This is a genomic window from Butyrivibrio proteoclasticus (assembly GCF_900115735.1).
In the GTDB taxonomy this organism is placed as follows: Bacteria; Bacillota; Clostridia; order Lachnospirales; family Lachnospiraceae; genus Butyrivibrio; species Butyrivibrio proteoclasticus_B.
Genome location: NZ_FOXO01000018.1, coordinates 22169 through 44528 on the forward strand (window position 1 = coordinate 22169; position 22360 = coordinate 44528).

Annotated in this window: 18 protein-coding genes; all 18 read left to right on the plus strand. The window is 37.9% G+C overall.

The features are described 5' to 3' along the window. The first annotated feature begins 25 nt into the window (after window positions 1–25). The 18 genes from BM146_RS11630 (at window position 26) to BM146_RS11715 (ending at window position 22357) form a co-directional block, all read left to right on the plus strand. On the plus strand, window positions 26–1498 hold the full coding sequence (locus tag BM146_RS11630; protein ID WP_074889012.1) for an MBOAT family O-acyltransferase: 1473 nt from the start codon (window positions 26–28) through the stop codon (window positions 1496–1498). Window positions 1499–1513: 15 nt separating this feature from the next. Continuing rightward, window positions 1514–3001 (plus strand): SGNH/GDSL hydrolase family protein, encoded by a 1488-nt coding sequence (locus tag BM146_RS11635; protein WP_074889015.1) that lies wholly within the window; start codon window positions 1514–1516, stop codon window positions 2999–3001. Window positions 3002–3047: 46 nt separating this feature from the next. After that, a complete protein-coding gene (udk, locus tag BM146_RS11640; protein ID WP_074889018.1) occupies window positions 3048–3668 on the plus strand; it encodes a uridine kinase in 621 nt (206 codons plus the stop codon). 38 nt (window positions 3669–3706) lie between these two features. Next, window positions 3707–4855 (plus strand): DUF6077 domain-containing protein, encoded by a 1149-nt coding sequence (locus BM146_RS11645; RefSeq protein ID WP_074889020.1) that lies wholly within the window; start codon window positions 3707–3709, stop codon window positions 4853–4855. 10 nt (window positions 4856–4865) lie between these two features. Further along, a complete protein-coding gene (locus BM146_RS11650) occupies window positions 4866–5648 on the plus strand; it encodes a hypothetical protein (RefSeq protein ID WP_074889024.1) in 783 nt (260 codons plus the stop codon). 31 nt (window positions 5649–5679) lie between these two features. Next, window positions 5680–7896, plus strand: a complete 2217-nt coding sequence (locus tag BM146_RS11655) for a CotH kinase family protein (protein ID WP_074889027.1) — start codon at window positions 5680–5682, stop codon at window positions 7894–7896. Between the two features lie 53 nt (window positions 7897–7949). Continuing rightward, window positions 7950–10151, plus strand: coding sequence for a CotH kinase family protein (locus BM146_RS11660; protein WP_074889031.1), 2202 nt, complete (start codon window positions 7950–7952; stop codon window positions 10149–10151). A 30-nt stretch (window positions 10152–10181) separates the two neighbouring features. Next, window positions 10182–11051, plus strand: coding sequence for a LicD family protein (locus BM146_RS11665; protein WP_074889034.1), 870 nt, complete (start codon window positions 10182–10184; stop codon window positions 11049–11051). 49 nt (window positions 11052–11100) lie between these two features. Further along, complete coding sequence (locus BM146_RS11670; protein ID WP_074889039.1) at window positions 11101–11814, plus strand: IspD/TarI family cytidylyltransferase; 714 nt, start codon at window positions 11101–11103, stop codon at window positions 11812–11814. An 8-nt stretch (window positions 11815–11822) separates the two neighbouring features. Beyond that, entirely contained in the window at window positions 11823–13364 is a 1542-nt protein-coding gene (locus BM146_RS11675; RefSeq protein WP_074889042.1) for an MBOAT family O-acyltransferase, read from the plus strand. 66 nt (window positions 13365–13430) lie between these two features. Further along, window positions 13431–14510 (plus strand): hypothetical protein, encoded by a 1080-nt coding sequence (locus tag BM146_RS11680; protein WP_074889045.1) that lies wholly within the window; start codon window positions 13431–13433, stop codon window positions 14508–14510. Window positions 14511–14526: 16 nt separating this feature from the next. Further along, entirely contained in the window at window positions 14527–15975 is a 1449-nt protein-coding gene (locus BM146_RS11685) for a DUF6056 family protein (protein ID WP_074889049.1), read from the plus strand. A gap of 13 nt (window positions 15976–15988) precedes the next feature. Then, complete coding sequence (locus tag BM146_RS11690; RefSeq protein WP_074889052.1) at window positions 15989–17176, plus strand: hypothetical protein; 1188 nt, start codon at window positions 15989–15991, stop codon at window positions 17174–17176. Between the two features lie 12 nt (window positions 17177–17188). Continuing rightward, on the plus strand, window positions 17189–18157 hold the full coding sequence (locus BM146_RS11695) for a hypothetical protein (protein ID WP_074889055.1): 969 nt from the start codon (window positions 17189–17191) through the stop codon (window positions 18155–18157). 8 nt (window positions 18158–18165) lie between these two features. Continuing rightward, on the plus strand, window positions 18166–18537 hold the full coding sequence (locus BM146_RS11700) for a transporter (RefSeq protein WP_074889058.1): 372 nt from the start codon (window positions 18166–18168) through the stop codon (window positions 18535–18537). Then, window positions 18530–18874 (plus strand): multidrug ABC transporter, encoded by a 345-nt coding sequence (locus BM146_RS11705; protein ID WP_074889061.1) that lies wholly within the window; start codon window positions 18530–18532, stop codon window positions 18872–18874. The genes BM146_RS11700 and BM146_RS11705 overlap by 8 nt, the downstream gene beginning before the upstream one ends. Before the next feature lie 19 nt (window positions 18875–18893). Further along, the gene (locus BM146_RS11710) at window positions 18894–20540 is read left to right on the plus strand and encodes a hypothetical protein (RefSeq protein ID WP_074889064.1); all 1647 of its coding nucleotides are present in this window, start codon (window positions 18894–18896) and stop codon (window positions 20538–20540) included. A 101-nt stretch (window positions 20541–20641) separates the two neighbouring features. After that, window positions 20642–22357: an LIC_10190 family membrane protein gene (locus tag BM146_RS11715; protein WP_074889068.1), complete on the plus strand. Its 1716-nt coding sequence runs from the start codon at window positions 20642–20644 to the stop codon at window positions 22355–22357. Window positions 22358–22360 lie beyond the last annotated feature (3 nt).

Here is a 22360-nt window from a genome sequence, read left to right on the forward strand (position 1 = left end):
AAAAAATAGCGATGGAGTATAGGGTATGCCGCTGGTTTCAACAGAGTTTTTCATATTTTTACCTATAGTTGTAGTGATCAATTTTTTAGTTCCAAGAAAATTTAAGTATGTCTGGCTTTTTGTAACCAGCTTGTTTTTCTACGCAAGTATTGATGTTAAGAGCGCTGCAGTACTGGTTATTTCTATAGCATTTTCATATGGCTTTGGGCTATTGCTTGAAAAAAGCAAGCTAAATAGCGCAACAGGCAAAGCAAGCAAAGGAATACTGGCTTTTGCAATAGTTATCCACATTGCTATACTTATCGCCTGCAAATATCTCAATTTTATTGAAAAGACAATTCTTTCTCTTTCAGGCAGAGGAGAAGAGGCGGTAAATCTGAATCTCCTTGCGACTCTTGGTGTTTCTTTTTATATGCTGAAAATCATCGGATATCTGATCGATGTATACCGGGATGACCTGATTGCTGAAAAGAATCCTTTAAAAGTCGGACTCTATGTCTCATTCTTCCCGCAGATAACTCAGGGACCTATTGAAAGAGCTAAAAATATGCTTCCACAGTTCAATTTTCCGCTTACTGTGGATTACGATATGTTAAGGGATGGAATCCTTGAGATAATCTGGGGATATTTTTTAAAGCTGGTTGTGGCAGACAGATTGGCAATCTATGTCAATAATGTTTATACAACCCCGGAAATGGCGGTTGGTTTTACAACACTGGTGGCAACTGTGTTTTACACATTCGAGATATACACTGATTTTGCAGGATATTCGCATATTGTAATTGGTATTTCGAGAATCCTTGGAATAGATGTTATGGAGAACTTTAAGTGCCCTTATCTTGCAAGCAGTATTGCAGGCTTTTGGAGGAGATGGCACATATCTTTGTCTACCTGGCTCAGGGACTATCTTTATATTCCTCTTGGAGGAAACAGAAAAGGTACTGCCCGCAAGTATTTAAACATTATGATTGTTTTTTTTGTGAGCGGACTTTGGCATGGTGCAGGCTGGACCTTTGTGGTATGGGGAATTCTTCATGGTCTGTTTCAGGTTATAGGATATGTTCTAAAGCCTGTCAGAGACTGGTGTGTGAATGTATTTAAAGTTGAAAGAAATGCATTTTCACACAGAGTATTGAAAGTAGCAGTTACCTTTTTACTTGTAAATTTTGCCTGGGTATTCTTTAGAGCAACTTCGATTAGCGAAGCACTTTTGATCATTAAGAACAGCTTCGTGTTCACTCCCTGGATGCTTGCTGATGGCAGCCTTTTTAAACACGGGCTTGATAATGCAGATTTCTTTGTGGCAATAGTTGGGCTTATCATAGTAGTAGTTACAGATCTTGTGAATTACAACGGATTTGTAATAAGGGAGAGAATTTTAAAGCAGGGAATCTGGATAAGGTACATTATCGTAATAGCAGCCATTATTTCTATTCTGGTTTTTGGAATCTGGGGCCCGGGTTACGACAGTTCTGCATTTATTTATCAGGTCTTCTGATTTTGGAGATACAAAATGAAAAAGACATTAATGAACATAATAAAATCAGCTGTCTTTCTTTGCCTGTTTGGTCTTGCAATTGCGGCAACAGTAGTGATAGTTAAGAGAAAAGAGAGCGATTACAAATATACAGATTTTTTTAACGAAGCGAAAAAAGACCACATAGATGTTTTGTTTATGGGCTCATCCCATGTGATAAATGCCATAAATCCGGTGTTTTTGTTTGAAGAGTACGGAATTACTTCCTACAACATGGGAGGTCATGGGGCAATGCTTCAGGCAACTTACTGGGAACTTCAGCAGGCGCTTGAGTATTGTACTCCCAAGTGGGTTGTGGTAGATACTTATATGCTTGAGAAAAACATCAAATATCTTGATAACAGGGAAGAGTTTGATGATGAAGATGAAGTAAATACGTCAGTTGAACAGCTCCACCTTAACATGGATGCCTGGCCTTTAAATAATCTAAAGAGAGCTGCAATCGATGATCTTATTCAGGATGATGGTGTAAAAAAAGAGTTCCTTTATGAATTTATTATTTACCATAATCGTTGGAAATATCTAAATGAGAGTGATTTTAAGACCATAACAGGAACTGCTGACAGAAACAGGCTTTTTGGTGCTGAGATGAGATACGAGGTAGAGCTTGAGCCTGAGAAGTATCCTGAAGTTTCAGAGTCAGATCTTTTGACTGAGGATACAGTTGGAACAGAGTACCTTGAAAAGATAATTGAGCTTTGCCAGGAGAGAGGAATTCCTGTTGTTCTGACTTATTATCCCTTTGTTGCAGATACCAAGGATCAGGCAGCAGCCATAAGAGCAGGACAGATAGCAGATAGCTTTGACGTTCCATATATCAATATGTTAGACCTTGATATAATAGATATTTACTCAGATCTTAATGACCATGGTCATCTGAATGTGGTCGGGGCCAAAAAGGTTTCTGATTACATGGGACAGTGGCTCAGCGAAACAGGAGATCTGGTTGATCATCGCGGTGATGAAAGTTTTAGTTATTGGCAGGAATGCGTGGATAATTTCAATGAAGAACTTGATGATACTTTGTTTAGTGAGGACAATTTATATATCAAGCTTGACCTTCTGGGTTTGGAAGATTACAATTTCGTGCTGTATGTCAATGGAAATTCACCTGTCTTTTTGGACGATTATTTAAAGAGGATGATAAGAAAGTCTTCCATGTCCAACAAAATTGCTAGCACAAGCGGTCCGTATATTATTGTAAATGATAACTCTACAGGATATATTTATGAAGCCTGCGGCAGTGAGGAACTTAGAGCTATGAATACTGCCATGGGAACTCTTAATTATCAACCTGTTGAGCAGTATTTCAGGCTGTTATACTCAGATGAGGATCCGGATACCAATTATCTGTATGATGAGGCGCATTATCTTAATGACATTCAGCTTATCATATATGATGAAGATGGTGATGTCCTTGAACATGATTACTATAAGTCAAACGGCGGCAATTATGTACGCTGAAAGATAAATTTAATTTAGTAGTATTAGGAATAAAATGGAGGTTTTTATGAATGATAAGGTTTGTATCGTAGGAATTGCAGGAGGAACAGCATCGGGTAAAACAACTATTGTCCGTATGATAAAGGAAAAGTTTGGGGATGATATTGTAGTAATTAATCATGATTCATATTACAAGGCGCACAATGACTTGTCTTACGAGGACAGGACCAGACTTAACTATGATCATCCTGAGTCTTTTGATACAGATCTTCTCATTGAAGATGTTAAAAAGCTTAAGAATAACATTGCTATTGATGTGCCTGTTTATGACTATACAATTCATAACAGGGCCGATGAGACGGTTCATGTAATTCCCAAGAAGGTCATTATTGTTGAGGGTATTCTTATTCTTGAGAATAAAGAGCTCAGAGATCTTATGGATATCAAGGTTTTCGTAGAGACTGATGCAGATGAGAGGCTTATGAGAAGAATTCGCCGTGACATGGTGGAGAGAGCAAGAAGTATTGACTCTATCCTTAAGCAGTACACTGAGACTGTTAAGCCTATGCACGAGCAGTTTGTTGAGCCAAGCAAAAAGTACGCTGATATCATCATCCCTCGTGGTGGAGAGAACTTAACAGGTATCAGTATTCTTCAGGAACATTTAAAGCTCATGATGCAGGGATGATATGGCTGGTGGGGATAATATATTGGGAGGACTATGGTTTGCTACAGATTGTTGGTGAGGTTTTGAAGCTTATATTCTGGTTGTTTTGTGCGCCGCTGATTATCGGAATGCTGTTTAACTTTATATTGCCGAGGGCAAAGAGAAGCGTTGGGGTGACTTTTCTGCTTGGTTTTTTGTTTTACCTGGCTGTGTTTGAGGTTATTGGTATATACTGCATGACTACGATCATGTATAGTGCTTTTGCATATTGTGTGAAGTACTTTCTGATAGCATCATGGATACTGATAGCGCTTGGAATTGGCAAAGTTTTCTACGCTTTTTATATCAAGAAGGATAGAAGCCTTATTTTTAATCATGCAGCTATGAATGATAACAAAGAGGTTATTCAAGACAAGGCTGGTGGTATAAATAAGGTTTACTGGCTTATTTTCATTGGGCTTTTAGCATTTCAGCTTGTTATGGCAGTAGTTATGGCAAGCTTTGATGGTGATGATGCGTATTATGTTGTTGAGTCACTTCTTGCGCAGCAGGCTGATGTCATGAATACTATTTTGCCATATACAGGTAATTCGACATCTCTTGATATAAGGCACGCCCTTGCTGTGATAACCATGTGGATCGGATTTATTGCAAAAGTAAGCGGTGTTCATGCGACAATCGTGTCCCACTCTGTTATTCCGCTTTTATTTATTCCGCTGGTTTATCTGGTCTATGCTGAGACAGGTAAAGTTCTTTTTAAAGATAAAAAAGAGATGGTTCCTGTATTTCTGATAATCGTGAGCTTTCTTATGATGTTTGGAAATGTATCTCAATATACACCTGCCACATTTTTTCTGATGAGGACATGGCAGGGGAAAGCTATGGTTGGAAATTTGGTATTTCCAATGATTTTCTGGATTTTCCTGGAAATGTATGAGAATGTGAATGCTAGTAATAAAGAAATATCTGTGGATAAGGCAGGCACAAGTTCAGCTTACTTGTGGATAATGCTTGCTCTTGTAAATATGCTATCAGGCATGTGCAGTGCTATGGGAGTCATCTTTGGGAGCGGAATAATAGCTCTTTTATCACTTCTTCTTTTGATATTTAGCAGGAACTGGAAGGTTATATTAGGAGCTTTCTTTTGCATGATACCAAACCTTATCTATCTGGTTCTTTACTTCTCAATCTGGACAAGTGGCATGTGAGGTACTAAATATGTACGGAATATTCATGGAGTGCTGGGTTGCACTGAAATTGTATGGCGGAAATGGAGTGCTGCTTTTAATGTTTTTGGCAGCTGCTATCTACATTGTAGCCAGTGAAAAAGATATAAAAAAGAAAATCGTTTTAGGCATATTGCCGCTTGTGATCCTTGCAGGATTTCTTTTCCCTGTTACCAAGATTGTTTATGTGGCGCTGTTTGATGATGGTAGCGATACATATTACAGGATACTGTGGCTTATTCCTATGTACGTGGTTATAGGATATGGTGCCTGTAAGGCTGTCATGAACTTCAAAAAGGACGCTGTAAGAAGAGGGATGTTGGCTCTTATATTATTGATAATTGCTGTGACAGGCTCTTTTGTCTATGCCAATCAGTATATGTCAAAGGCTGAGAATCTCTACCACATTCCTCAAAACGTTATTGATATCTGTGATGTCATAGCGCCTGAGGATGGTGAGCCCAGAGTCAGAGCAGCATTCCCTTCAGAGCTTGTGCATTTCGTAAGACAATACAATACAGATATACTCATGCCCTATGGCCGCGAGATGGTTGTAACACAGTGGGATTATTACAATGCTGTGTATGAAGTTATGGAAAAGCCGGAGACAATAGATGCCACAGCACTTTTGGAGGCGACCAGGCAGACAAAATGCAGATACATAGTGTTATCTGACAGCAGGCAGATAGACCAAAGCCTTGAAGAGTTGGGGCTTAACGTCATAGCAAATATTGATGGTTATACGGTTTATGAGGATGAAGAAGTAAGCGGGTAATATTAACAGGTGACAGTGTTTAAGGATAATTATGAGAAAGACCAGGCAGATTTTTTATATATGTTTTGTCTTCGTGGTTCTTTTAGGAATCTGCGTTGTTTATAACAATATTGAAAAAGAAGAAAATAACTCTCCTGTAGTCATTACTGAAGTGTGCATTCACAATGAAACAGCCTCTTATGATGAGAATGGAAATTACGGTGCGGATTATGTTGAATTGTACAATAAATCAGATAGAACTGTTAGTTTATTGAACTGGGGACTTTCTGACAGCAACAAGAATAAGAGGAAGTTTCTTTTCCCCGATATTGCTATTGAACCCAGGCAATGCATAATTGTTTGGTGCAATGAAGATACGGTTCCAGCTAAAGATTATCGAGACGAGTATGTTCCCAGAGATGTACATGGGGTGAACTTTAAACTTTCCGGTGGTGAACGAGTCATACTGACCGATGCTGAAGGTAGTTATGTGGATGGAGTTGTTATATCGGATAATGTCCCGGATAACGAGGTTTTGGCTTGCACATTGGATAATTATTCAGAATATACAGTTACAGAGTCAACGCCTTATTATGTTTCGGAAAAAATACAGCCTGTTTCAAAAAGTATAGAAAATGTTGAAAAACCTTTATTTTCAGTTGATGGAGGTTGGTTTGAAAGTGATATTTTGGTAGAAATTACAGCAAAAGAGGGGGATATATATTATACGCTTGATGGTTCAGATCCGGACGAGACTTCCATTAAGTATATCGGGCCTATAACTATTACAAACAGGACAGATGAAGCTAATATTTATTCTGGAATAGAAGGTATTGCCACACAAAATGCTTATATTCCGGATTTTAACGTCGATAAAGGAACTGTCCTAAGAGCAGTAGCCATCATTAATGGTAAAAAAAGTGATATCACATCCCAAACTTATTTTGTGGGGCTTGATAAAAATGAATATGAGGGAGTATCTATAATGTCGATAACGGCTTCACCCGAAGATTTATTTGGCTATGAGCATGGGATATATGTGGCAGGAGCCGTTTACGACAATTATTTAAGTAAAGTTAAAGAAGAGGCTCTGATTCAAGATTATGATCAGTACTATGCGAACTTTGCAAAGGAAGGAAAAGGCTGGGAGAGAGAGGCGCAGATAGAATATTTTACGCCTGATCATACCAAGGTTCTTGAGCAAAATATAGGATTAAGAATTCATGGCTATGGCTCTGTTAGATTTAATCAGAAAAGTTTTAGTCTCTATGCCAGAGAAGAATATGACAAAAGCCCTGTTTTTAACTATGATTTTTATCAGGATGGAAGCTCATATGACAAGCTTGTTCTTAGAAATGGCGGCGGCAATGAGGATATGTATATCAGCAAGATAAGAGATATATTTAATCAATCGCTTGTGTCTGACAGGAATATTGGAACCCAGAAAGCAATACCCTGTGCTGTTTTTTTAAACGGTGAATATTGGGGGTTATATAATCTTCAGGAAAAAGTATCTGAGAGCTATATAAGTCAAAAATATGGTGTTGACGAATCCAACGTTGCCCTCATAAGAACAAAACAGAATGGCTATGTGGCAACAAAGAATGTGGATTTAGAAGCTTATAATAATATAATTTGTTTCATAATGAACAACGACATGGCTGATCATGAGAATTATGAAAAAGTCAGTGATATGATAGATGTTCAAAGTTGTATTGATTATTATTGTATGGAAATATATACAGCTAATAGTGATGCTTACGGAAATAATTGGGCAGTCTGGTTCTCGCGGGAGAAGGGAGATTCTGAGTATGAGGATTGCAGATTAAGATGGCTGGCTTATGACCTTGATATAACAGATAATCTCATAATGGAGGAGAATACTGCAGATGTGAACTCCTTTGTTGAGGGTAACTGGTATGAGACGCCTCCGCTTTCAGAGGATAATCTTTTTTCACATCTTATTCAGAATTCAGAGTTTAAAGAAAGGTTTATACAAACCTTTACTGAAATGGCAGAGACAAATTTTAGTTATAATGAGGTATCTGGGAAACTGTGGTCTCTTGCTGCTGTTTACAGGAATCAGACCATTAAATCCCACGAAAGATTCAGGGGGAATTATTTGCTGGACGAGTATCCGTTGCAGGGATATGAACCACCTTACGATGATGATGACTATGGCAATGATATTGGGATAATTGATGCATTTTTCAGAGACAGAGCAGACTATATTCTTAAGTACATGTATGAGGAACTTGGTGGTAATTGATACATTGAAGGCTGTAATCTGAGTATATCGAAAGTCCTTGGAAGAAATAGTTTATGAGTAAAAAGAAAAGTCAGCTGATTTTTATAATAGGAATACTTTTGGCAGTTGTGTTGATTATATTTGTTTCTAAAGACAGAGACGAAAATCACCCTAAGATTATCATAAGTGAAATATGTGCCGGTAATTCAACTGCTGCTTATGACGATAACGGTGATTATGGCGCGGATTATATCGAACTGTACAATTGTTCAGATGTGGATATCAATCTTGCAGGGTATGGTCTATCGGACAATTCTAAAAAGCTGTCAAAATTTGTTTTTCCTGATATATTGATTCCTGCCGGGCAGTGTATCATTGTATGGTGCAGTGCAAATGGTGATGATTCTTTGGCATACAGAGAGGATTATGTTCCTGTAGATTTGCACTGCAGTGAGTTTAAACTTTCTAATGGGGAAATGTGCATATTAACTGATATGTCGGGAGCAGTTGTGAGCAGTGTGGCTGTTTCTGAAGATTTAGCTAAGAATATGTCTTTGGCAATTAGCAAGAATAATATGCTGGAATACAAGGTTTCGGATCCATCGCCATATTATGTAGAAGATGAAGTGAACAATGCTGAAATTGCAACGATTTCCGAGCCGTTATTTTCCGTCTCTGGGGGATGGTATACTGAAGGTTTTGAACTTGAACTTTTCTCGGACGAAGGGGAAATATATTATACTTTGGATGGTAGTGATCCCGATGAGAATTCAACAAAGTATTGTGGTGCCATCGAAATAAACAACCGGTCTGAAGAACCCAATATTTATTCTGCAATTGATGGGATTTCTTCGGAAAACGAATGGCATCCTGATTATCCTGTTGATAAATGTACTGTTGTAAAAGCAGTTGCTATATCAGAAACTGGATCAAGCAGGATTACATCTGAGACATATTTTGTAGGGCTTGACGAGGAGGATTATGAAGGCATTTCCTTGATATCCCTCTCGGTTTCACCTGAAGATTTTTTTGGTTACGATAATGGTATATATGTATTCGGAAGGGTAAGAGAATTATTTGAAAAAAAGTATGATTTAAGTACATACAGTGGTGATTCTACAGCCTTTTACAATTATTCTAAAAAAGGTCGTGGTTGGGAAAGAGAAGTTAATTTGGAATTCTTTTCATCTGACCATGAAAAGGTTTATGAAAAGACCGCGGGGATACGTATTCATGGTGGATGGACAAGGCAGCAGAATCAAAAGAATTTTCAGATTTATGCAAGAGAAGAGTACGATGGCGCTGCTTCTTTTGACTATGACTTTTTTGGAAACGGAAATGAATATGACAAGCTCATGTTAAGGGCCGGTGGTTCTACAGACACATTTGTTACAAAGATACGGGATGTTTTTTGTCAGTCCCTGGTTGAAAACAGAGATGTGGGAACTCAAAGAGCAATTCCCTGCGCAGTTTTTCTAAATTGTGAATACTGGGGACTTTATAATCTGCAGGAAACCATAGGTACGAGCTATATAGAAGAGTATTATGGAGTAAAGACTGATAATACAATAATTATTAAAAATGGTGAGACAAGAACGGATAATCTTGAAGATGTAGCTCTTTATGATGAAATGGTTTCTTTTGTTTCAAGAAATGACATGTCTATAGAGGAAAACTATAGGAAAGTAGAGCAAATGATAGACATTCAGAGTCTTATAGACTACTATTCTATAGAGATTTATTTGGGAAACGGTGACACTATCGAAAATAATTACGCAGTATGGAGAAGCCGTAATTATGGAGATGGCGAGTATGAAGATTGCAAGTGGAGATGGCTGTTATTTGACCTTGATGATACCTGCAATATGAATATTGGTTGCAACACGCCGGATATAGATTCTTTTATGACGGGAAATTATTATGACGTTAATCCTCTTGACGGAGATGAACTTTTTTCATCGCTTATAAAAAATGATGAATTCAAGGAAAGGTTTATTAGTTCTTTTATCGAGATTGCGGAAACGAATTTTAATTATGACATTGTTTCAGAAAAGCTCTGGAAAATGGCATCGGTTTACTGGAATGCCACGGTTAAGTCCAACAACAGATTCAGGGGAGATGTGTGGCTGGAGGAATATCCGCTTAATGAGGAGTATGAAGCTCCTTATGATGATGATGACTATGGGCAGGATATCGGACTTATAGATACCTTTTTCAGGGAAAGAGCAGGGTATATAATAAACTACATGTATGAGGATTTGGGGATTACCAATTAAGGAAATAAAGGAAGCAGTGTTTTAAGTTTTATGGAAAAAGAAGTACAGGATTATTTAGACAGAGTGCATGAATCAGATTTTGCCATGCTCTCTGAAGTTGACAGGATTTGTAAAAAGTATGATATACAGTATTTTCTGCATGGAGGAACATTCCTTGGAGCAGTGAGGCACCAGGATTTTATTCCATGGGATGATGATGTGGATATTTTATTTTTGAGAGAGGATTATGAGAGATTTCTTGATGCATTTGAGAAAGAAGCTAATCCCAGATTTAAGCTGCTCAGATTTGAGAGATATCCACAGTTCTTCGATTTTATCAGCAAGATTGCAGATATGGATCTGACATATGAAGGTACCACATTCGGAGCTGAGGATTTTTATAATAACAGGTATTCTCATCCAACTCTTGATTTGTTTGTTTTTGATATAGAGGCAGACAATCACAAGTGGCAGCTTACAAAGATGAAACTTTTATATGCCCTTGCTATGGGACACAGGCCCTATGTTGACTACAGTAAGTTCAATGGAGTTATGAAGGTGGTGGCATTTTTGCTTGCAAGTATTGGAAAAATGATTCCGTTTAAAAAGATTGCAGGGAAGTATGTTGGGCTCCAGATTCAGGGCGGAATTGCCAGACTTTCAAAAGGCAGTGACGATAAGTTCTATGATGGTAAAAAAGTACTGTTTATATCTAATGAACAGCCGGATCCAAGGTACTGGGGACTTGACTTTGACGTGGAGCACTTAGTGTATGGCCCTGATACAGCTCTTATCAGGGGAAAAGAATTCCCTATTCCCAAGCTCCATGATAAGTGGCTAAAAAAGACATATGGAAATTATATGGCGCTTCCTCCAAAGGAAAAGCAAGTGCCTATGCATGTTAATATAATTAAAGACTGATCTTGTTTTTTAGATATTTTAATTCTTGGTTACGAAAAGAGGTTAGATTATGAAAACTGTAGCACTGATCATTGCAGGTGGCACAGGAGCCAGAATGCATCAGGATATTCCAAAACAGTTTCTGACGGTAAATGAAAAGCCGGTTATTGTATATACTTTGGAGGCATTTCAGAACCATCCGGAGATAGATTCAATTGCAGTTGTCTGTGTAGATGGATGGGAGCAGATGCTTTTGGCTTATGCCAGGCAGTTTAATATAACAAAGCTTGAGCATGTGGTCAAAGGCGGAGAAAACGGACAGGGCTCAATTCGAAATGGAGTTTATGAGTTGGAGAAGTTTTTTGATAAAGATGACATTGTTCTTATACATGATGCCATCAGACCTATGGTTTCAGCAGAGATCATATCAGACTGTATCATGAAAACAAAACAGTATGGTAATGCTATAACTGCTATTCCTTGTGCAGAGGCTATGCTTACAACAGACGACGGAGTAGTATCTGAACAGTCTTACTCAAGGGATAAATTAAAGAGAACTCAGACTCCGCAGGGCTTTAAAATAGGGGAAATCTGTGATCTTCACAGAAAGGCTCTTGAAAAGGGAATCACTGCTTCAGTTGCTTCCTGTACTCTTATGATCGAGATGGGAAAAAAGGTGTATTTTTCACAAGGTTCTGAAAAGAATATCAAGCTCACAACAGTAGATGACATCGATATTTTTAAGGCACTTCTTATGAGTAAGAGAAGTGAGTGGCTTAAGTAAGGGGAGTTATGTTATTTAATTCTTATGAGTTTTTGCTGGCTTTTATGCCGGTGTTTATTATTGGGTACTTTCTGATAAGACATTTCTATAGAGATGATGAGAAACTAATGAGACTGTGCAATTTGTGGATAATTGCAGGCTCATTAGTTTTTTATGCGCTTTTTGGAGTAAAGAATCTCATGGTCCTTGCAGCAAGCATTGTGATTAACGCTTGTTTTTTCCGTGGTTTTAAGCTTGGAACAATTGGAAAAGACAAGGGCGGTGGTTTTAATAAAAAGATATTGGCAATTGGAATCTGCTTAAATATACTTAGTCTTCTTTTCTTTAAGTTCAGTGGCGTATTCTTTCCGATTGCCATTAGTTTTTATACTTTTAATCAGATATCCTATCTTGTGGATTTCTATCGTGGAGACATAGAAAAGTTTGATCTATTAGAGTATCTTTCTTACATTCTGTTTTTCCCAAAACTTCTTCAGGGCCCTTTAATGAGGTATGATGATTTTGCCTGTCAGTTAAAAGAGTCAGCGAAAAAGAGTCTCGATTGGGAAATGGTAATGAGGGGACTTCTTCTTATTTCTCTGGGACTGTTTAAAAAGGTTATCCTTGCTGATACTATCGGACAGGCTGTGGATTATGGTTATAACAGTCTTGCAACTCTGGGCTGGTGGGAAGCAGTTCTTGTTGCAGTATTTTATTCATTTCAGCTTTATTTTGATTTTAGCGGATATTGCGATGTGGCCGGTGGAATCTGCATGATTTTAGGGTTTGAACTTAGTCTTAACTTTGATTCTCCATACAAAGCAGTAAATATAATTGATTTTTGGAACAGGTGGCATATTACTCTCACAAAGTTTTTTACCGGATATATCTACATTCCGCTTGGAGGCAGCAGGAAAGGCCTTGTCAGGACCTATGCAAATATCATGATAGTTTTCCTTGTAAGTGGGCTCTGGCATGGAAGCGGCTGGACATTTATAGTCTGGGGAGCTATGCATGGTGCTCTAAATGCAATAACAAGAGCGACTACTAATCTGACTGTCGGAAAAAAAGCAGATGGATTATCCACAAAACTGGATGAAAATCAAAGAGAAAACCACAAAGAAAACCACAATGAAATGCAGAGCGCTGTGGACAAAACACTTGTCTTTCTAAAAAAATGTGGAAAACGTCTCTTCACATTCATCTATGTCACAGCCGCCTGGGTATTTTTTAGGGCGAACACAATTTCTGACGCATTACTTCTGTTTAAGCGTATGTTTAGTGGCGGAATCAGACCATACTACAGTGATTTTGCCAACTATTTCAGACTTGATGAGATTTGGTATGTTTTTAAGCTTACTCCAATAGTGAATTTTAATTTTGCGTGGGATATGTGCATGTGGCTGTTCCTTGCTGCATCTGTTGTTATTGTGTTCTTTGGAAAGAGTGCCATAAATTATGCGAAAGAGTGCAGAATAGGTATTTTTACCACTCTTTTGACAGCTCTTTTGCTGGTATGGTGTGTGCTTAGCTTCGGAGGAGTAAGCACGTTTCTTTATATGAATTTCTGATGAGAGTGGAAATTATAGTGTTATTTTAAATTTTTGAGATTATCTGGTTTGGGGATAGTTAATTTGATGGATAAAAAAAACAGGTTTAGAAAACAATTTATAGTGTTAATAGTATTGGTATTAGCGGCGTTCTCCATTTGCAGTGCGGTAGTGATCTATGTGGATCCTTTTTTTCACTATCATGCGCCGCTTAAGGGCTTTCCGTATGTGGTGGACAATCAGCTTAGTCAGAATCCCGGTATGGCCAAAAACATGGAATATGAGGGATGCATCATCGGTTCATCTATGACAGTTAATTTTGATACAGATGATTTTAAAGAGTTACTTAATGTGAATACAATTAAGCTCAGCTATAGTGGAGCGTATCCTAAGGATGACTACAACATTTTATCGATTGTTTTTGATAAGGATACATATGCCAGAAAGAATGGTGATGTAAAAGCTGTGTTTTTTGCTATGGATATTCCAACTATGACTGCTGATATTAAGACTACAAAGTATCCGCTTCCGGAATATCTGTATGATAAGAACTACCTGAACGATGTGAAATATCTGCTAAATAAGGATGTACTTTTGCAGTACATTATGCGACCAATGATTCAGGGGCAGGGATCTGATCTGTCAGAAATATATGCAAGCTGGTGGACACCTGATTATTATAATATTCAGTGGGTAATGCATAACTATGATGAACCGGAGTATGTGGAAAAAGAGACGGCAGCAGATGCTTTTTTGCCTCAAACGAAAGAAAACCTTGAGGTAAATATTCTTCCTTTTGTGGAAAATAATCCTGATACACAGTTTTATTTCTTTTTCCCGCCATACAGCATTTTATACTGGCACAATGTAATGCAGGAAAATACATTTGAGGCTACATTTAATCAGTACAGTTATGTTGCTGACAGACTCCTTGAGTATGACAATGTGCATTTGTTCTATTTCCAGACCATGCCTGAAATACTGGATCTTAACAACTATGCGGACTATTCACATTATAAGCCCGACATTAACAGATTTATGGTAGAATGCTTTAAGGATGGGAGTTATGAGATACATTCATCAGAAGAAATGAAGAGTGAACTTGGCAAAATGAGGGACATGATAGCAGCATTTGATTTTGATGAATTAATTAATAAAGAATGGTAAAAGGATTTAAGGTGTTATGAAAAAAGCAGCTAAAAGGTTGATTGCCATAGCGGCAATTTTAGGAATAGTACTTATGGCGGGAGCTGTTATTGCAGTTTCGTGGTTTTCGGTTTTTGTCTCTGATGATTATTGGTATGCGCAGGATGCCGGAGTAAAAGGCGTATCACTTCTTCAAAACTTTATTTTATCCTGTAAATATGCAGCATGGGTTTATATGACGCATCAGGGAACATATTTTTCAGAGTTTTTTGGTGTATTTTTTACACCGGTGACACATGGCGGATTTCCAATGCTTCGCTTTTGGATGGTTTTGAACTCATCACTTGTATTCATAACGCTGTTGTGGTTTGTTAATACATTCCTGGATGGAATTGGAAAGATACCGCTTTATATTAAAGCTTTAGTAATGGCGGGAGTCGTGTTTGCAATGACTCAGTATGAGTCATTTGCAGAGATTTATGAGTGGTGGGTCGGTGCATCAGTTTATACTTTCCCTTTTTCACTTATGCTTATATCAGCTACAGCTTTCATGCTGGCAAACAGAGAAAATGCTAAAGGGAATAAATGGGTGATATTATCCTGCATTTTCGGATTCTGTGCAGTCGGAGCATCTCTTGCAATAACAGGTACTGCGTGCTATCTGCTGCTTTGCCTTTTGATCTATTATTCGGTTAAGAACGGGAAAGTATCCAAAAGCAATATGATAATGTTTGGTGTTTCTTTTGCCGGAGCGCTTATAAATGCAGTTGCTCCGGGAAATTTTGTCAGACAGTCAAGCGAAGGAGAACTTAATCTTTTAAGATCAATTGGAGATACCTTTAATGTATGGTGGTCCAATGTGAAATGGCTCTTTGGACATGACGAAAGAACGAACTATTTAGCTGTTTTTTTATTGTTTGTAATATGTGGATTTTTAATGGCTGACAGGCTGACGGTTAATGTAAAAGCATGGATCATTTCAGGCGTATTTGCGATATTTTCACCATTTGCTGTGATTTTCCCTGTTGTTACAGGATATAATGTTCCATGGATGCCTCCAAGGTGCGTTTATGTTGGTCTGTTTGCATTTATTTATTCATCGGCCAATCTTGGCATTATGCTTGGAACAGCGATAAATAAGGCAGTGAATAAAGAAAACCAAAAAGCTGTTTTAGTGTTACTGGTTTTGGTATGTGTTCTTGCTAATGTCCTTTCAGGATTTAATGTAAGAAGTTATAAGTTATATCAGCAGGCAGCTCAATTACATAGACATGAATTTCAGGATCATTACGATGAAACAAGAGCAATGATAGAGGATTTTGTCAATCATCAGGGAGAGGATGTTGTTGTAGATGTAGCCTTGAATCCTGATGGAATTGAGAACTACTATTCATTCTTTTTGTTAGAGGAGACAGATGGAAGGATCAATCAGGCTGTTGCTTGGGCATATGGTCTTAATTCTATAACAAATATCAGAGAGGACTGATTGGGGAAGTGAAATGAAACGCTATAAGATAGACGAATTTATAACGGATTTTTTTCAGAAAAATATGTTTCAGATATGTATTGGCGCGCTATTGCTGTTTTCTGTGCTGATGAGAATTTATCTTGCTCCGCAAACTATTTCAGGTGACTATAATGTGACGCTTCTGTCATGGATCAATGAGTACAAAAGTCTCAGCTTTTGGGGCGGTTTAGAGCGAACCATTGGTAATTATTATGTTCCCTACAATATATTTCTTGACATAGTTGCAAGAATTCCGGGTGAGCCATGGCTCTGGATTGCCATTACTTCATGTGCAGCGGAGTATATAGGTGCTTATTATTTATATAAGTTACTTATGCTTGCGGCAGGAAGTAATGATAGCAAGACTCAAAAACAGGCTGTTATAGTTTCAGTAAGCATGCTCTTTTTACCAGTAGCAATCATGAATGGAGCATTGTGGAAACAGTGTGACGCAATTTACACAGCGTTTATTTTAGCGGGGCTTTATTACTATTTTTCAGATAGAACAAGGCGTGCGTTGATTCTTTTGGCTATAGGTTTTACTTTTAAACTGCAGATTATCTTCATTATTCCTTTCTACATCATTATGTATTTTGTGAAAAAGAACTATAGTGTTGTGCAGTTTGTGTGGATACCTGTTATGTACGTTGTTGCCGGTATACCTTGTGTTATGGCACAGAGAGGGATAAGGGAAACTTATTCTGTTTATTTAAGGCAAAACAGCGGATACAATGAAATGACCTGGCTCTCAAACTCACTTTATAGATTAGGCTTTACAAGCTATGATGTTTTTGGGATTCCGGCAATTATTCTGGCAATTTCTATTTTTGCATTTGCGCTTTTGTATGTATTTGAGCACAGAGATAATGTCACAAATAAAAAAGCTCTTATGCTGGCGGGATGGTCGATTTTGACCTGCTATCTGTTCTTACCTGCAATGCATGAAAGGTATGATTATGCCGGAGTGATTATTATGACAGCGGTAACCATAATGTTTAACAGGAAAATGATACCTGCGGTTATAGCTATTAATTTGTGCTCTATGCTTGTGTATAATTATTATCTGTTTGACTTTGATATAATTGATGGAGTACCATTTGTAGTTATGTCGGTCGTATATTTGGCTGCATACTTTGCTCTTAGCATTGATATCATTAACAAATTAAAATGTTCGGAATAATAGAGGTTTAATATGTCAGATACAAATAAGAAAGCAATTAAGATACCTATGTGGGTACATATTCTGCTAATTGCAATAATTGTGGGTGTTTTAGCCTTTTCAGGGTTCAAGCTTTGGAGATGGAATCAGGGAACAGCAAGGACTGAAGGTGTAACAGGCGAGAGCTACGAGATAGAAGTACTTGATCAGATATTCCTTTTATCAGAGGATAAAAAGGCCGGTCATGAAGCGGATGAGACAGAGACAATTCTTTTTCTTGGCAATGATTCGCTTACCTATGATACATCTGAAACAGGAGTAACAAGTCAGGTTCAGTCAAAGCTTGCTGGTTCGAACTGCATAAATGCAGGATTTCCGGCTTCGACAGTTGCGCTAAAAAATGCTGAATATGCAGATGATTATGCTCTTGATGCCTTTAGCTTTTACAATGTTGCAAAGTGCATATATGATGGTGACTTTGATCAGCTTATTGAGAAGGCAACTCTTTTTGAAGATTCAAGATATGATAAGAGTGCTGAAGTTTTAGATGGACTTGATTTTAATACTGTTGATACACTGGTTATTTTCTACAACGCACAGGATTATCTTAATCTCAGAATTGGTATGAATCCTGACAACGACAGCGATACGGTTACTTTTAGCGGTGCTCTTAATGCAGGTATTAAGCTTATTCAGGAAAAGTATCCATTTATTAGGATTGTTTGCATGTCTTTCCCTATGTGTTATGCCTATGATTCATCAGGTCAGCTTGTGAGCGGAGACAGATATGATTTTGGAAATGGTAAGCTTACGACTTACCTGCAGTTTATGATTGATGTTTCCGGAGCAACAGGAGTTTCTTTTGTGGATAACTATTATGGCACGATTGATGAGGATAACAGTTCTACATGGCTTCTGGACAACGTTCATGTGAATGCAGACTGTAATGCATATATGGCAGATCACTTTGTGAGAGTCATCTATCCAGACTACGGTAATTGAGAGGAATTATGAAAAAAAGAATTAGTATAGCAGATATTCTGCTTTTGCAGAGCGCAGTGGTAGTTTATTCATTATCTACTGTTGCAGCTAATCTGGCTTCAAAATATGAGTTTTTATCAACCGGATATATTTTGTTTTTTGGACTTGAGTTTGTAATCCTGGCTGCCTATGCTCTTATCTGGCAGCAGATGATAAAGAGATTTCAGCTCTCTGTAGCTTATGCCAACAAGGCTCTGACACTTATGTGGTCAATGCTTTGGAATTTCATAATCTTCAGTCAGGGTATAACTCCATTTAAGGTTGTGGGAGTATTATTAGTAGTGATTGGAGTTATGATTATGAATTCAGGCGCTGTGAAAGGAGAAGGCGAAGATGATTAACATTTACTTTTTCCTTATGATCATAGCTGAGTTTATAGCTTCAACATCTCAGATGTTATTAAAACAAAGCGCAGGAAGAAAGTATTCATCATTTATCAGAGAGTACTTAAATGGTCTTGTTATTGGGGGATATGGACTTTTAGTGCTGTCCATGATAATTTCGATTTTTTGCTATGACGGACTTGGCTACATGGGCGTGGTCGTAATGGAACCTGTGGGATATATTATAGTTATGTTCATGTCCAGATTTTTCTTTAAAGAAAAAGTGACAGCCAGAAAGCTTACAGGTATGGTTTTTATTATTGCCGGAATAGCAGTTTTTTATGCACTTGGATAAAAGTTTATCGGAGGGGATTTTGAAAACAAAACGTAAGATGGAGATAAACACAGTAATCGCAAGGATTATCACCGCCATCCTGGCAGTGGTATTTCTTGCGCTTTTGTTTGTGTTTATCGATGCCAATATTTTTCATTATACAGCCAGGATGGAAGCGGACATTGCTTCGGAAACTCTTTTGGGAGCGGTGATATACGACAATGGATTTATTCAGCCATCAACCTGGTACGCATCAACTGCAGTCAGAGTTATATCTGTTCCGAATGTTGCGGCGTTTATTTATCCTCTTGTGGCACATAATGCCAATCTTGCTGCAGGTATTTCATGCGTGATAATGATGATTTTGCTGCTTGCCGTTATGGTCTTATATTTTTGGCAGATAGGTTTTGCTCCTGTTCAGATACTATCGGTTTTGGTAATCGTTATGTCTTTGACCAATTCGGCAGATGAATTTCAGAGAATGCTGTTTTTATACGCATCTTATTATGTAAGTCATGCCATAACTCTTTTTCTTATACTTATTTTTTATAATAAATGGTTAAAAGAAAACAAATTGTCATGGTGGACTGTTATTCTATCACTTGTTATTGCCATGACCAATGGTATGCAGGGAATGCATGCCTGCCTGTTCTGCTATATTCCGCTTATTGTAACTGAAGTTATCAGGAGAATAGTATTTTGGGCAAAAGAAGAGGAGCAGAACAATATATTCATTATGATCTGGGTATTTGTTTTGTTTGCAGCTTCTTATGGCAGTACAAAGTTTTTTGGCTCAAACAATTTCGGCGCCGGCAGAAATATAAGACATGCTTTTGAAAAGTTTATAGGCGAGGTTTGTCCTACTATTGCAAATGCTCTTAGTTTCAATAGACTACCGGTTTTGGCGATTCTGATTGTTACAGCTTCAATAGCAGGGTATGTGATCTGCGTTTATAAATTGATAAAGAATGCAGGCAATACGTTTGATGAGGATATCTTTAGAAATTACAAAGCTGCCCTTTCAGATGATAAGCTTGATTCGTCTGACCATACATATAGGTTCTGGAGTTTGCTGGTATTTCCGTTTGGATTTATTCTCTGCACACTTCTTGAGACTTTCACTACTGCAGATGTGGCAGGAAGGTATTTTCTCATGCTTTTGTTTACGGTAGGAACAGGCTTTGCTCTTTTAAGCCATCAGTTAAAAGAAAAGATCCGGGATTTTGCTTTGGTACGAGGAATCATTCTTACCGCTTTACTTTTAGTTGTTTCTTTTTATGGAGTATTTTCAGCCTTCGTTTTTTACAGTGAATTGATAAGAGATGACAGTTCATTTGACACTGATGCATATAAGGCTTATAACTGGATGGCAGAGAATGGCTATTCATATGGCTATACAACATTTGATTACGCCAATTATATTACTGTTATGGGAAATAATACTGTCAAGGTAAGGGCTGTTAATAACATGGCTGACATGGCCGGCTGCAAGTGGCTTTCGGATACTACCTGGTATCCACCTGTTAAGTCGCAGGAGGGTGCAACCTGTTATATCGTATCTGAAGCTATGAGCGAAGATTTCAATGTGTTCCTTGAGAATTATGAACCGGAAATCCTAGGTACTGCTGAAGTAGGCAAGTTTATTATATATGTCTTGGATCATGACTATACCTTGTGGGAGAGGTAAATTTGGGTCAGGTTGCTGATGCAATTTATAAATGCTAGAATTATTTTTTGAGGGGATTACTTGTTTATGTGTGGAGGTATGTGAAAAAAGGAGCAATAATAATGATAATATCAATAATCAGTTGGTGCTACATCTTCTGTTTAAGTTTTAGTCTTGGATACGCAGTGTTAAAATTGCTATCCAGGGTGATTCCTATACCGTCTCTTAAGACGCTTGGGATTACCGGTATTGTAGTGACCGGACTGATGAGTATGACTGTATATGCTGAGTATTTCAGTATTTTTTATAAGGTTGGGGGGCTATGTCATGGAATAATGTTTATAGCTTCTTTGGCAAGCTTTTTTATATATAGAAAAGAGATAGTGCCTATATTTAAGAATCAGCTTGTTCATGACAACAGATTAAAATTTGTCTTATTTTCTATTATTTTTGTTACTGCATCTTTTTATTCTTCCCGAGGTCAGTTCCATACCGATACCGGAATTTACCATGCTCAGGCTATACGTCTTTTAGAGGAGTATGGTTGTGTCAGGGGACTTGGTAATTTCCAGCTTCATTTTGCTTATAACAGCTCATATCTGGCTTTATGTGCTTTGTTTACAATGAGCTTTATTTTGCCGTATGCTCTGCATACCATGACTGGATTTTTCATGATTATTTTTACAGGTTTCGCGGTAAGCGGCCTTATAAGGTCCAAAGGCCATGGCTGGAAAGGCTCTGATATGGCAAGAATCGCCATTATCATGTACTCTGTGACTGTATTAAGCGGACTACAGTCCCCGGCCACGGATTATGGAACTCTTTACATGGTGATGTATATTTTAACAGCCTGGATTGTTCATGCAGAGGAGAAAACAGACAAATCGGAGGATCTGGCGGTATATGGCTTTTTGTCAGTGCTTTCAATCTTTACAGTCAGCATGAAGCTTTCTGCAGCGGCAATAGTGATACTTGCTGTTGTTCCACTTGTTCTTTTGATCAGACAAAAGAAATTTAATCTGATTGGAATATATGTGCTGATGGGATTTTTATCCTTCCTGCCGTTTTTGATAAGGAATGTGATCTTATCGGGATATCTGATATATCCTGTTACAGCTATAGATTTATTTGACGTGGTCTGGAAAATTCCTGTTGAGTACGTGAAAACGGACTCGCAGCAGATTACTGCCTGGGGAAGGGCTCTTTATGATATAAATAAACTTGATCTTCCGTTTGCAGAGTGGCTTCCAATCTGGTGGGGAGGGCAGCAGGTCTATGGTAAGCTTCTTATATTTTCACAGGCTATCGGTATGTGTCTTGTTACGTTAATCTTCCTTAGAAGAGTTGACAGAAATCACAAACTTAGAAATGATATGATAGTTTTTTACATAGCTCTTTTGGGCGGTGTTGCGCTCTGGTTTTTGACGGCACCATTTATAAGATACGGCCTGGCATATCTGCTGTTGTTGCCGATGTGCGCTCTGGGGGATTACTTTGGGGAGATGTTCCACAGATGGCAGATAAGACTTTTGACTATAATAATTGCTGTGGCAGTATTGTTTGGAGCATGGATTATCAATTATATCGGGGATGACATTGAGTTTGTACAAAATTACACAAAGGACGGATATATATTCTGGCCTGTTCCATTTGAAGATGCAGAAACTGACATCTGTGAGATGGATGGTGTTACAGTGTATAATTCTACAGATGAGCAGGTAAACAGCTACAACTACTATCCAAATACCTGTTATCACGATATGATGAACAGGACCGAATTGATCGGAAGTACTATTAAAGAAGGATTTAAGCCAAAGGATGTTACTGATGGCGATTAAAGG